The sequence below is a fragment of the Rhizobium aethiopicum genome, from assembly GCF_014197535.1.
Classification (GTDB): Bacteria; Pseudomonadota; Alphaproteobacteria; order Rhizobiales; family Rhizobiaceae; genus Rhizobium; species Rhizobium aethiopicum_A.
Map to the genome: position 1 here is coordinate 33,519 of NZ_JACIFV010000035.1, position 12,222 is coordinate 45,740.

Annotated in this window: 9 protein-coding genes; 3 read left to right on the top strand and 6 right to left on the bottom strand. The window is 61.9% G+C overall.

Annotated elements, in window-relative coordinates; all coding sequences use genetic code 11:
- Positions 1-2: 2 nt before the first annotated feature.
- Both GGD53_RS28720 and GGD53_RS28725 read right to left on the bottom strand, forming a co-directional pair.
- A complete protein-coding gene (locus GGD53_RS28720; protein WP_184460117.1) occupies positions 3-968 on the bottom strand; it encodes an ABC transporter permease subunit in 966 nt (321 codons plus the stop codon).
- A 13-nt stretch (positions 969-981) separates the two neighbouring features.
- Positions 982-2,340, bottom strand: a complete 1,359-nt coding sequence (locus GGD53_RS28725; protein ID WP_184460107.1) for an extracellular solute-binding protein — start codon at positions 2,338-2,340, stop codon at positions 982-984.
- 152 nt (positions 2,341-2,492) lie between these two features.
- Between GGD53_RS28725 and GGD53_RS28730 the strand changes: the two genes are divergently transcribed.
- Together GGD53_RS28730 and GGD53_RS28735 are read left to right on the top strand one after the other, a co-directional pair.
- Positions 2,493-3,536, top strand: coding sequence for a sn-glycerol-3-phosphate import ATP-binding protein UgpC (locus GGD53_RS28730; protein ID WP_184460108.1), 1,044 nt, complete (start codon positions 2,493-2,495; stop codon positions 3,534-3,536).
- A gap of 84 nt (positions 3,537-3,620) precedes the next feature.
- Complete coding sequence (locus GGD53_RS28735) at positions 3,621-4,625, top strand: sugar-binding transcriptional regulator (protein ID WP_184460109.1); 1,005 nt, start codon at positions 3,621-3,623, stop codon at positions 4,623-4,625.
- 31 nt (positions 4,626-4,656) lie between these two features.
- On the opposite strand, the gene GGD53_RS28740 is transcribed toward GGD53_RS28735, so the two are convergent.
- The 3 genes from GGD53_RS28740 to GGD53_RS28750 form a co-directional block, all read right to left on the bottom strand.
- A complete protein-coding gene (locus tag GGD53_RS28740) occupies positions 4,657-6,339 on the bottom strand; it encodes a hypothetical protein (RefSeq protein ID WP_184460110.1) in 1,683 nt (560 codons plus the stop codon).
- Positions 6,339-7,397 (bottom strand): glycosyltransferase family 2 protein, encoded by a 1,059-nt coding sequence (locus GGD53_RS28745; protein ID WP_184460111.1) that lies wholly within the window; start codon positions 7,395-7,397, stop codon positions 6,339-6,341. Before GGD53_RS28745 ends, GGD53_RS28740 begins: the two co-directional genes overlap by 1 nt.
- Before the next feature lie 99 nt (positions 7,398-7,496).
- On the bottom strand, positions 7,497-8,405 hold the full coding sequence (locus tag GGD53_RS28750; RefSeq protein WP_184460112.1) for an AraC family transcriptional regulator: 909 nt from the start codon (positions 8,403-8,405) through the stop codon (positions 7,497-7,499).
- Between the two features lie 202 nt (positions 8,406-8,607).
- On the opposite strand from GGD53_RS28750, the gene GGD53_RS28755 reads away from it, so the two are divergent.
- Positions 8,608-9,654 (top strand): NAD(P)-dependent alcohol dehydrogenase, encoded by a 1,047-nt coding sequence (locus GGD53_RS28755; protein WP_184460113.1) that lies wholly within the window; start codon positions 8,608-8,610, stop codon positions 9,652-9,654.
- Positions 9,655-9,849: 195 nt separating this feature from the next.
- Here GGD53_RS28755 and GGD53_RS28760 read toward each other — a convergent pair whose 3' ends face one another.
- Positions 9,850-11,796 (bottom strand): elongation factor G, encoded by a 1,947-nt coding sequence (locus GGD53_RS28760; RefSeq protein ID WP_184460114.1) that lies wholly within the window; start codon positions 11,794-11,796, stop codon positions 9,850-9,852.
- Positions 11,797-12,222 lie beyond the last annotated feature (426 nt).

The window sequence follows — 12,222 nt, forward strand, 5'->3', positions numbered from 1 at the left end:
GGCTACACCTGGTAATTGACCTTGCGCTCGAGCGCGCGGAATTGAACGATGGTGAACAGGATGGCGATCAGCATCAAAAGCACGGATTGCGCGGCCGACGAGCCGAGGTCTAGCTGCACGAAACCATCCTGATACACCTTGTAGACCAGGCTGTTCGTCGCCCCGGCCGGGCCGCCGCGGGTGACCGCGTCGATAATGCCGAAGGTTTCAAACAGGCCGTAGACGAAGTTCATCACCACGAGGAAGAAGATCGTCGGCGAGATCAGCGGAAGTGAAATCGTGAAGAAGCGCCGGACGGGTCTTGCGCCGTCGAGCTTTGCCGCTTCCAGAAGCGAGACAGGCACGGCGAGCAATGCGGCGACGAGAAAGATGTAGTCGTAGCAGACATTCTTCCAGACAGAGGCGATGGTCACCAGAAGCTGCGCATCGAAAGGCCGCCGGTTCGGATCCCATTCGAAGCCGAACCCGTGCAGAAGCTGAGCGATCGGTCCAACCGCCGGATTGAACAGGAAGGCCCAGATCACGCCCGATATAACCGGCGCGATCGCATAGGGAAGCAGGATGATGCTCTTGTAAATCCCCCTGCCCCTGATCACGAAATCGGTCGCGAAGGCAAAGAGACCGGCAAGCAGAAGCGTTGCGGCATTCTGTGCGACGGTGAACCAGAGCGTGAACAGCGCGCTGGCGCGATATTCCGAGCTTGCGAACAGATTGTGGAAATTTGTGAGCCCGACGAAAATCTGCGTGCCCCCGAAGGGATCGACCTGAACGAAGGCCAGCGACAGCGCCTTGTAGGACGGGATGAAAAAGAAGAACAGCAGGATCAGCAGTTGCGGCGCAACCAGGCCGAAGGCGAGCCACGGCTTGTTGAAGTGGGCGGACTTCAATCCGGCCTCCGACGGCGGCGCGGCCGAGCGGCCCGTCGACAGAAGATCGGGGATGCGATGGCGCCTGGCGGCGCCTTCCATCTTTCCCAAGGTTCTACTTTGCTGCATGAAGCTGCTCATACTGGCGAAGGATCTGGTTTCCGCGGGCCGCCGCGGCATCCAGCGCCTGCTGTGGTGTCTTCTGGCCGGTCCAGACGCCCTGGATCTCTTCCACCAGAAGCGCCATCGCCTGATTGTGATTGCCGAAGCGGAAGCCGCGCGAGTTGTCGGTCGGGGTACCGCGCGTGAGCTGGAGAATGGCGATCTCGCGGGTCGGGTGGTCCTTGAAATAACCCTCGGACTTGGCCTGCTCGTAGGCTGTGTTCGTAACCGGGACGTAGCCTGTCTGCTTGCTCCACCAGACCTGCGTCTTCGGTGAGGCGACGAAGTTCAGGAAGGCGGCCGCACCGGCGTATTCTTCCTCCGACTTGCCTTTGAGAACCCAGAGCGCACCGCCGCCAATGGTGCTGTTTTTCGGCTCTATGCCTTCCTCATGCGGCAGGAACGTTGCGCTCCAGTTGAATTTCGCGCCGCTCTCGACGGCGGCATGCGCCGCGGTGGAGGCCACATAGGTCGAGCAGGTTCCAGAGGTGAACAGCTGGTCTGGCGAGAGCCCCTGCCCGGCGATCTGCAGGATGCCGGCGTCCATCCACGTCTTGAGGCGCGTCACCTGACCGACCACCAACGGGCTCTTGTTGAAGATGAATTCGGTGTCGAGGCCGCCGAAACCATTCGCCTTGGTGCCGTAAGGCTGGTCCTGAATCGCCGCATAGTTCTCGATCAGGCTCCAGTAGAAGTCGTTGGCAAGCGCCATCTGGCACTTCGAGACACCTTTCTCCTTGATAGCGCGCAGCTGCTTGTCGACCTCCTGCCAGGTCTCGCCCGGCTTGTCGAAACCGGCTGCCTTGAAGTGGTCGGCATTGTACCAGAAGATCGGCGTCGAACTGTTGAAGGGCATTGCCGCCGGTTTGCCGTCGACGAGATAAAAACCGGCGACCGGAGCGACGAAATCGTTCCAGTCGACCTTGTAACCTTCCTTCTCCATCAGCTCCGGCACCGGAATGATCGCGCCGGAATTGTACATAGTGAGGAACCCGCGCTCGGCCGCCTGGATCAGCACGGGCTGCTGATGCACCCGGTAGGCTGCCACCATTGCCGCCATGGTCTCTTCATAATTGCCTTTGCCGATGCCGACGACCTCGTATTTGTCCTGCGAGGCGTTGAAGTCCTTAATCAGCTGGGTGGTGATTTCGGCCAGGCGGCCGCCTGCCGCATTCCACCATTCGATCTTGACGCGATCGGCGGCGCTGGCGTCGCCCGCATTTGCCAATCCGAGCGTTACCAGTGCAGCGCCCGCCGCGAATGACCGGATCGTCCGCCCCATACAGGACCTTATCGAAGACATTGCCGTCATTTCGTTTTCCTCTCCATTGCCTTTGTTCGCCGACCGGTGCGTCGAGCGCCGGTCAACCCCTCCCAAAGTGGCGATAAAACAAGGTTGGGGTCACTTGTTACAAATGTCAATAGCGTGTTACAAATGTATGACGACCTCGGAGGAAGGATGCCATGGCGGCTATCGAATTGATCGACCTGAAGAAGAACTATGGACCGGTTCCCGCGGTGAAAGGGATCAATCTGACTGTCGCGGACGGCGAAATGATTGTGCTGGTCGGCCCATCAGGATGCGGAAAATCGACCTTGCTGCGGATGATTGCGGGCCTCGAAGCCATAAGCTCCGGGCACCTCAGGATATCAGGCAACGACGTTGGCCATGTCGATCCGGCCGACCGCAACATCGCGATGGTCTTCCAGAACTACGCGCTCTATCCTCACATGACCGTTCGGCAGAATCTCGAATACGGACTCAAGAACCGCCGCGTTCCTCGCCACGAGATCGACCGGCGGATCGCTGACGCAGCCAGCATCCTGGAGATCGGCGAGTTCCTCGAGCGCCGCCCCCGTCAGCTCTCGGGCGGACAGCGCCAACGCGTCGCCATGGGCCGCGCCATCGTCCGCGATCCCGCCGCCTTCCTCTTCGACGAACCGCTGTCCAATCTGGACGCGAAGCTTCGCGTGCAAATGCGCGTCGAAATCCGCAGGCTCCAGCGGCAGCTCAAGACGACCAGCCTCTATGTGACACACGATCAGCTCGAGGCGATGACCCTCGCCGACAGGCTTGTCGTCATGAACGGCGGCCGAATCGAGCAGATCGGGACACCGATCGAGGTGTATCGCCATCCCGAAACCGTCTTCGTCGCCGGCTTCATCGGTTCCCCGCCGATGAACCTGATCGATCTGGATGAACTCGGCCCCAGCGACCTCGCGCTTCCGAGAGACACGGATCTCGTCGGCATCAGACCTGGTTCGATCAACCTCGGCACCGGATCGGCGCATGATCTCCGGTTCGATGCCCACATCGAATTGATCGAAACCGTCGGAGATGAGAACAACGTGCATCTGCGCATCGACGACAGCCGGAAGCGCATCGTCGCGAGCGTGCCTACCGATCGACGTCTGCGGGAAAACGATCGCATTTCGTGTCATGTTCGAATGGAAGCTTTGCATCCTTTCAACAAATCGACCGGCCGGCGAACCGACCGACCGAGGTGAAGCGGCCTGACGACGGCCCCCTGCGATTGACAAGCGCCGGGAATTTGAGATCCATGGCGTCGAAGCGGAGGCGCAGATTATCGCATGTCACAGAACAGAAGTGCTTCTTCCGCGCCCGTAGCCCTCCCGGACGAGCAGATGCAGGTGCGCGTGGTCTGGCTCTATTACATGGAGGGACGCACCCAGGGCGAAATCGCGGAAGCACTTTCGACCAACAGGCTTCGCGTCAACAAGATCATCGCCGAGGCGCGCCGATCCGGCCTTGTAACGATCACCCTCAATTCCCGACTGACGTCCTGCGTCGCCCTGGAGCAGCAACTGGCGGCGGAATTCTCTCTCAACCGCGCGATCATCGTACCGACACCCGAGGACCAGGAGCTCATTCCCGTCCTGCTCGGCCAGGCGGCCGCCGATTATCTCGTTCAGCTGCTGAACGGCGGCGGCATCCGCGGCGTTGGCGTCGGGTGGGGAGCGACACTCCGCGAGATGGTGCGTCATATGCCCTCCCTCAAACGGCCTGATATCTGCGTCAATTCGGTCATGGGCGGGCTGACGCACGGCATCGAAATCAATACCTTTGACATTGCGAGCGACCTTGCCCGCCAGCTCAATGCGGAATGCTCCTATCTTGCCGCGCCGATCTATGCCGGCAGTCCGGAATCGCGGACGGCAATCGTCCGACAGGATGTTTTTGAATCGGCCTTTCGACAGATCGAGACCAATGACGTCATCGTGCTCAGCATCGGCGACATGACCGAGCGTTCGCTGCTGATGCGCTACGGCTTGCCGCGCAACATCAACATTGAGGAATTGCTCGCAGCCGGTGCCTGTGGTGACGTGCTCGGCCAGTTCGTCGATAAGATCGGGCGGCCGATCGACCACGCGATAAACAGGTGCGCGATCGCTCCCGAGCTGGAAGCCCTGCGCGCCATTCCCAATGTCGTCTTCGCGTCAGGCGGCTTGAACAAGGCGCAGGCTATCGCAGCCGTGCTGCTGTCCGGTCTCGGCAACGTGTTGATTTGCGATGAAGACACTGCACGACAGGCACAACAGCTTGCTGGCGAGCTCAGGACGAGCGGCAGTTCGTAGAGCCGAACATGCACGGCATCGGTAGCCTAGTCTAAGACGCCCTGGCGCAACCGGCCGGGATCGAGAGAGATTCCGCCGGCGTGACCTTGTCGATCGCATAAAGCTTGGCGAAACCGGCATCCTCGATAAGCGTCAGTCCCGCCGGCATCGAGCTGCCGACGTAGCGGTCGGGGATATCGGCATTGGCGACGAGGATGAAATCGAAACGCTTGCGCCAATCTGAAAGATAGGGCGTAAAGCCCTCATACTCCCGCATCATTGCCGGGCATAAAAGTACGCCGATCGACACCAGATTGCCCTCGGGAACCGCGATCTCTGACCATGGCGGCAGGACGGAAAGCGGCTGCTTACCCTTTGCCGTGAAGAGCGTCGGCACGAAAGCATGCGAGAACGGCACGGCGAGCGTCGGCAAATGCCGGAAGGTATCCAATCCCCAGGCAAAGTGCCGATTGGAATGGGCAAGGCTGCTGGCGGTCTCCGGTTCATGCCCCAGAGGCAGCACGGCCGCGCCGGCGGGTATCTTTCTCAGCACAGCCTCGACAGCCGCGACATCTTTCTCCGCCAGCCACCAATTCCAGCCGATCCAGCCGGCTCGGCCGAAGACCGCGAGATTGATGACCAGCGCCAGCGGCAGCGCCTGCCGGCGCGTCAAATTGGCAAAGGGGCAGACCATCGCCATGGCGACGAGCGCCGTCATGATCGGAAAGCGCCAGCTGATCCAGCCGGTGCCGAGAGCGTGTCGCGGCGAAATACAGGAAAGAAGCAACAATCCGCAGGCGGTGACGGCAAGCCCGGCATGCATCTGCATGTCGCCCGCACGTGCGGCCCGCGTGCAGATGAGGATCAGTGGCAGAATCAGCACGACGTCCACCAAAGGAACATAGGTCGTGATGGCGGAGACAAGATTTATCAGGATCAGGATGACGCCATCGTTCCAGGCAAGTCCAAGGCCGCTCCCGCCGGCATCCGGTAAAGCAGCAGTGCGGAGGTACAAAGCGAGCGGCGGTAGGACGCAGGCACTGATCGCCAGCGCCAGACGGCCGGTGAGCGTCGCCAACCCCGCCTTCGATCGCAATATGTCGAAACGCCAGGAAAATTCGAGGCCGCAGACGATCGCGATATAGAACCCGAGCGAGAAGATGTGCATCACCGTCAGCAGCAGCGCGGCGACGAGCCGCCAGGCAAAAAGCCAGACCGGATTTCCGACCTGCAGCCGCAGATCGATGCACGAGAAGAACAAGGCCATGCCGAGGCCGATCTGGAAATTGATGAAGCCGCCGATCATCGTGGCGCACCAGCCGAACGACAGCATGGCGATCTGCCAATAGTGCCGGCCGTCGAACAGCGCGCGATGCAGTCCGATCGCACCAAGCGGCGGCAACACGATCGCCAGAAAGAGCAATGCCCTCGCCAATTGGTCGGCGCCGACCAGCGGCCCCAGCCAGACGGCGAGAAGATCGATTCCGACATTAGTGAAGGTGCGGTTCCAATCGATCGCATAGATCTCAGGGAACGGCGGCTCGCCGATACCGCCCGAAAGCAGCCAAATCCGGGCGTAGTGATTGGCGTAATCGAGAACCGGCGGGAAGTGAAACAGGACGACCAATGCAGCCGCAAGCGCGACGAACACGGCGATCGCAATGTTGGAATCTTGCCGGGCGATCAAATCCTCCCGCCCGGCCAAATCATGAACAGGCGCAGCAATTCGATTCATTATTTGATCCGGTTGCTCTTTTGCGGCCGCGGCGGCTCTGTCGGCGCGAAGGCCGAATCCAGGGCGGCGCGCCGCTCGCCAGCACTCATTTCCGAAAAAGCCGTCGGCAGTTCAGCCTGGTCGCCGCCCCGCAGGATCGTCTCGACCATGAACATCGGCCGCCTCTTGCTCTCCTGGACGAGACGGCCAAGATACTCGCCGATGATGCCGATGCAGATCAGCTGGATGGCGCTGAAGGCGCTGACGGCGGCCATGATCGATGACCAGCCGGTGACGGTTTCGCCCTGCAGCCAGCGAATGAAAGTATAGACCAGCAGCGCGATCGCAACGCCGGCACTGATCATGCCGAGCCATGTGGCGATGCGCAGCGGCGTCGTCGAAAAGCTGGTGATCGCATCGAGGGCGAAATTGATCATCTTGCGCAGCGGATATTTCGTCGTGCCGGCAAAACGGGCGTCCCGCTCGTAAGGCAGAGCCACCTGCCGGCCGCCGATCCAGCTGACCATGCCGCGGATGAAACGATCACGCTCCGGCATCGCCAGAAGAATATCGACGACGCGCCGGCGCATCAGCCGGAAGTCGCCGGTGTCGCGCGGGATGGTCACGGAAGCGAGCCTGGAGAGCGCACGGTAGAAAAGCGAAGCGGAGGCAAGCTTGAACCAGGTTTCACCCTCGCGACGTGTGCGCTGACCGTAAACGACGTCGGCGCCGCGCTCCATGATCGGCATCATCATCAACAACAGCTCGGGCGGATCCTGGAGATCGGCGTCGATCAGGAGCACGCGCTCGCCCCGCGACGCCGCAAGACCTGCCGTCGATGCTAGCTGGTGGCCGTGATTGCGCAGGAGACGGACGCCGAGCACCTGCGGCACCTTGGCTGCCAGATCCGAAATGATTTCCCAGGTGCCGTCCGACGAGCCGTCATCGACGAGAATGAGTTCGAAGGCATCGCCCGCTGCGCTCTGCGCGGCAGCGGCGGCGCGGCGGCAGAATTCGCGCAGGCCCTCTTCCTCGTTGTGACAAGGCGCGACGATGGAAAGTAACGGTGCTTGCGTCATGCGGACGGCGGTGCCTGCTTAATGGATGGCGCCAGCCTAACCGGGAAAGGTCAAACATCCTTTAATGGCTGGAGGGCAGCCGCGCCGGCGTCCCCAATGTTATTCCGCCGCGATGATCTCGCGCACGCCGTCGATATCGCGGGCCGGTGACGCGCCGTAGAGGCGGCTGTATTCGCGGCTGAACTGCGACGGGCTCTGATAACCGACTCGGTGGCCGGCCGTGCCGGCGTCGAGCCGCTCGACCAGCATCAGCCGGCGCGCCTCGTGCAGCCGAAGCTGCTTCTGATATTGGACGGGCGTCATCGCCGTCACCGACTTGAAATGATGGTGGAAGGAGGACGCGCTCATATTGACGCGTTCGGCAAGATCCTCAATGCGTAGCGGCCGCGCGAAATTCTCCTTCAGCCAGGCAACGGCGCGCGCGATCCGGTTGCTGTGGCTGTCTGCCGTGGCGATATTGATCAGCCGCGCGCCGTGCGGCCCGGTCAGCACCCGGTAAAGGATTTCCTGTTCGATCAGCGGCGCCATGGCGGGAATATCGCCTGGACGATCGAGCAAACGCAGCAGGCGGACGGCGGCATCCATGAGCTCCGGCGGCGCGACGTTCACCACCATCCCGCGCTGCCCGTCGGTATGAGCGGCCGGGCGTGGGATATCGATGCGGCTGAGCAGCTCCAAGAGCTTCTCGGAATCGATTGCCAGCCCGAGACAGAGATGCGGCACCTCGGGGCTCGCTTCCGTGACGCGCCAGGCGACCGGCAGGTCGAGCGAGGTCAGGAGATAATCCCCGGTGCCGTAGCTGATCTGCTCCGTGCCGAGCTGCAGGCTCTTGGCGCCCTGCAGCACGAAGGCGAAACAGGGCCGGTAGCTGCTGTGCAAGGGATCGCTCGGCTTGGACCGACGGCTGACATGAAGTTTGCCGATTGGAGTCGAGAACTCACCGTCGCCGGGCGCAAAGCGCATCGCGATGTCGACGATTTCCTGATAGGGGCTGAAGGGCAAAGTCATGCGGCAACTCTTTCTGTCCATTGTCCGACGCCGGCGATACCGCTCTTATCTAGAGTGCCTCGGCCGTTTCGCAAACAGATAGGCGTCTCACTTTTGCAGGATCGTGCAAAAAGCTGAGAGGATCGCTCTAACCCTCTCGCGCCGTTCCGGGCAATAGTCCGCCATCCCGCTCAACCCCTCCCAAACGAAAAGGAAGGTTCCCATGCCTATTGCAAGAGGTTACGCCGCCACCGACGCTTCGAAGCCGCTGACCCCTTTCACCTTCGAGCGCCGCAACCCGAACCCCGATGACGTCGTCATCGACATCAAGTTTGCCGGTATCTGCCATTCAGACATCCACACCGTCCGCAACGAGTGGAAGAACGCCGTTTATCCGATCGTGCCCGGCCATGAGATCGCCGGCATTGTCTCGGCCGTCGGTTCTGCCGTCACCAAGTTCAAGGTCGGCGACCGCGTCGGCGTCGGCTGCTTCGTCGATTCCTGCATCGGCTGCGCCGAGCGCGACCTCGACCGCGAACAGTACATGCCGGGTCTCAGCGGCACCTACAATGACTTCGAAGCTGACGGCAAAACGAGGACGCAGGGTGGCTATTCCGATTCGATCGTCGTTAGGGAAGGCTATGTCATGTCCATTCCGGACAACCTGCCGCTCGACGCCTCCGCGCCGCTGCTCTGCGCCGGCATCACGCTCTATTCGCCGCTGCGCCACTGGAATGCCGGCCCCGGCAAGAAGGTCGCGATCGTCGGCATGGGCGGCCTCGGCCATATGGGCGTCAAGCTGGGCTCGGCCATGGGCGCCGACATTACCGTTCTCTCCCAGAGCCTTTCCAAAAAGGAAGACGGTCTGAAGCTCGGCGCCAAGGAATATTACGCCACCAACGACCCGGAAACCTTCACGAAGCTCGCCGGCACGTTCGATCTCATCATCTGCACCGTCAGCGCCGAGATCGACTGGAACGCCTATCTCGGCCTCCTCAAGGTGGACGGCTCCTTCGTGGTCGTCGGCGCGCCTGAGAATCCGATCCCGGTGCACGCCTTCTCGATCATTCCCGGCCGCAAGAGCATCTCCGGTTCGATGATCGGCTCGATCAAGGAAACCCAGGAAATGCTGGATTTCTGCGGCAAGCACAACATCGTCTCCGAGATCGAGACGATCAACATCGACCAGGTCAACGAAGCCTATGAACGCGTCCTGAAAAGCGACGTCCGCTACCGCTTCGTCATCGACATCGCCTCGCTGGCAGCCTGAGGATAATGGAAGGCGGCTCGAAAGAGCCGCCTTTTTTAAGCGGCAAACTCCACCGCCCTCATGCTGAGGTGCGCAGCCCGTGGGGCGGAGCCTCGAAGCATCACCCGCAAACGCCGCTCCCGCCCGCTACCTCGGAACACCCGCCCCGTAGCCGGATTCCGACCGGCATGGCCTATCCATGACCAAAATGCGCTCTCATACACCCCCTCGCAACCGCAGCAGATACTCCACCCCGTTAAACGGATCAGGCCCCGAACGCCGGCGCAGGCGTGGCGGCCCGGCCATCGGCGCATAGTGATCGAAAGCGGTTTCCATGGTTCCCGCCCCGCTCGTCAGCCCCGGCAATTGCTGCTGGACGCTCCGCACCATCTGAGACGCCATGGTGCCTTCGAGCCGGGCGACGCCATCGGCAATCACCGAATCCGTCGTCGTCGCGGCTGATCTCGCAAGCAAGGTCAGCACGCCGCTTAGACTTTCCGCCGGCGCTTCGAGATGAAAGCGGTCGACCGGCTCGCATAACGCGGTCCGCGCGGCCGATAGCGCCGTGGCCAGCACCCAGGGCGTCAACTGCCGGAAATCAGCGGCGGTGCTTGCCGGCGAACTATGCCGGGCCGCCGTCATCGCCACATGGCAATCGATGATCTGCCAGCCGAAAATTCCCTGCTTCAGCGTCTCGAACACGGTTTCCTCGACCGCCCGATAGAAGGCTGCTGGCATTTGGCCGACATCCACTTCGAGCGCAAAGCTGTTGCCGGCCCCGGCAGGACGCGGCTCGACGCGCAGCCCGACGGTCGCGAGAAACGGATTGGGTTCCTTGAAGAGGATCTGTAGGCCGGTCCCGATTCCCACAGGTCTCTCGGCCAGGATGACCGTGCTTTCCTCGAAGCTGGCATCGAGACTGAAATCCGTCAGCAGCGTCGATTGGATCACCTCTTTCTGCACCTCGCCATAGAGCGAGACGAACACCTCGTCCGTCTCTTCGTTGCGGCGCAGATTGATCAACGGGTCCTGTTCGGCCATCTGGTTCAGCGCCAGCCAGAGCGCCGCCTTATCGGACGGGCGGCGGGCAAGCACGCGGGTTTCGAGTGTCGGCGGCGCAAAGTGAGCCTGCCCGCCGGAAAACCGATCGCCGCCCACTGCGTCGCCGATCCGCGCTCCGGCCAGGCCGCTGACGCGTGCGATCTGCCCGGCGCGGAGGCTATCGGCGCCATGGATCCGGCCATTCTCGAACAGCTGGATCGCCGTCACCCGCCCAGGGCCTTTCGGCAGATCCAGATATTGCCGGAGCCATACCGTGCCCGAGGTCAGCGAGAGATAGCACAGCTTTTCTCCGCCCCAGCCGCGCTCGATCTTGAAGATCTTGCCGGCGACCGGACCATCCGCATCGGGTTGTCGCGCCGGCAAGATCGTCGCGATGGCCGATGCCAGGGCTGATATGCCGGCGCCTGTCATCGCAGCACCCGCGAAGACGGGATGCACGAGGCCGCGCGCCACCTGATCGGCCAGAGAGCGCCCGAGCCTTTCCTTGGTCAGCCGATCGGGAGCGAGCACATAGTCATCGAGCAGCGCCTCGTCATTTTCCCCGAGCGCCTCGCAGAGCGCCGAAAAAAGCGGCTCATCTCTCGGAGCGAGCGCCTCCACCCGGGCAAGCTTGCTGCCGGCATCGATAACGGTGGACATGGCGATCGGCCGGACGGAAAGTTGCGCGGCAAGTGCCTCCAGCACCTCCTGATAGCGGGCGCCGAGCCGATCGACCTTGTTGACGAAGAAGACGAAGGGCACGTCGAGCCGCCGCAGCGCCCGCACCAGCACGCGCGTCTGCGCCTGCACGCCTTCGACCGCCGAAACGACGACGACCGCCGCATCCAGCAATCCCAACACCCGCTCGACCTCGGCGATGAAATCCGGGTGGCCGGGCGTGTCGATCAGATTGACGATCCTGTCGCCGATCTTAAACGACACCACCGCGGCCCGGATCGTGATGCCGCGCTGCCGCTCGAGTTCGAGATTGTCCGTCTGTGTATCGCCGGTATCGACGCTGCCGAGCTTGTCGATGACGCCGGCGTTGAAAAGCAGTCTTTCGGTAAGGCTAGTCTTGCCTGCATCCACATGGGCGAGGATGCCCAGATTCAAAGTGCGCATGAACCACCAACTTCTCGGAAATTCGGATGTGATTTTCGTGAGAAGTGACTCGGCGCATGGGAACCTCTGTCCGTTGTTACGGCTGGACGCGTGACCTCCCGGTGGTTGGGAGACGCGGGTCGGATGCTAAGGGCGTGTGGGGAGATGTGTCAAGCTTCGGTGTATGCCCGCTTGGAGGCTCCGGCCTGGATTGACGCCGCGGCAAGCACAGCGATCAGCCCTCATGGTGAGGAGGTCCGCAGGGCCGTCTCGAACCACGAGGGCGGGTGGTGCGCTGATATTGCTGGGTGAAACGAAGGTGGCCGGCCTCGTCCTTCGGGGCCCCTTAGGGGCACCTCAGAGCCTGTGAATGTTTTGTGGCGGCGGCGATTGGATTGTGATTCTGTGGGTCGTTGATTTGCTTGGGGGATGATGGTGGGCGACGAT

Bases quoted from the DNA above. Each gene is read 5' to 3' on its own strand.
- GGD53_RS28760 (WP_184460114.1), bottom strand. From the start codon at position 11,796: ATGCGCACTTTGAATCTGGGCATCCTCGCCCATGTGGATGCAGGCAAG.
- GGD53_RS28740 (WP_184460110.1), bottom strand. From the start codon at position 6,339: ATGAATCGAATTGCTGCGCCTGTTCATGATTTGGCCGGGCGGGAGGAT.
- GGD53_RS28725 (WP_184460107.1), bottom strand. From the start codon at position 2,340: ATGACGGCAATGTCTTCGATAAGGTCCTGTATGGGGCGGACGATCCGG.
- GGD53_RS28730 (WP_184460108.1), top strand. From the start codon at position 2,493: ATGGCGGCTATCGAATTGATCGACCTGAAGAAGAACTATGGACCGGTT.
- GGD53_RS28745 (WP_184460111.1), bottom strand. From the start codon at position 7,397: ATGACGCAAGCACCGTTACTTTCCATCGTCGCGCCTTGTCACAACGAG.
- GGD53_RS28755 (WP_184460113.1), top strand. From the start codon at position 8,608: ATGCCTATTGCAAGAGGTTACGCCGCCACCGACGCTTCGAAGCCGCTG.
- GGD53_RS28720 (WP_184460117.1), bottom strand. From the start codon at position 968: ATGGAAGGCGCCGCCAGGCGCCATCGCATCCCCGATCTTCTGTCGACG.
- GGD53_RS28735 (WP_184460109.1), top strand. From the start codon at position 3,621: ATGTCACAGAACAGAAGTGCTTCTTCCGCGCCCGTAGCCCTCCCGGAC.
- GGD53_RS28750 (WP_184460112.1), bottom strand. From the start codon at position 8,405: ATGACTTTGCCCTTCAGCCCCTATCAGGAAATCGTCGACATCGCGATG.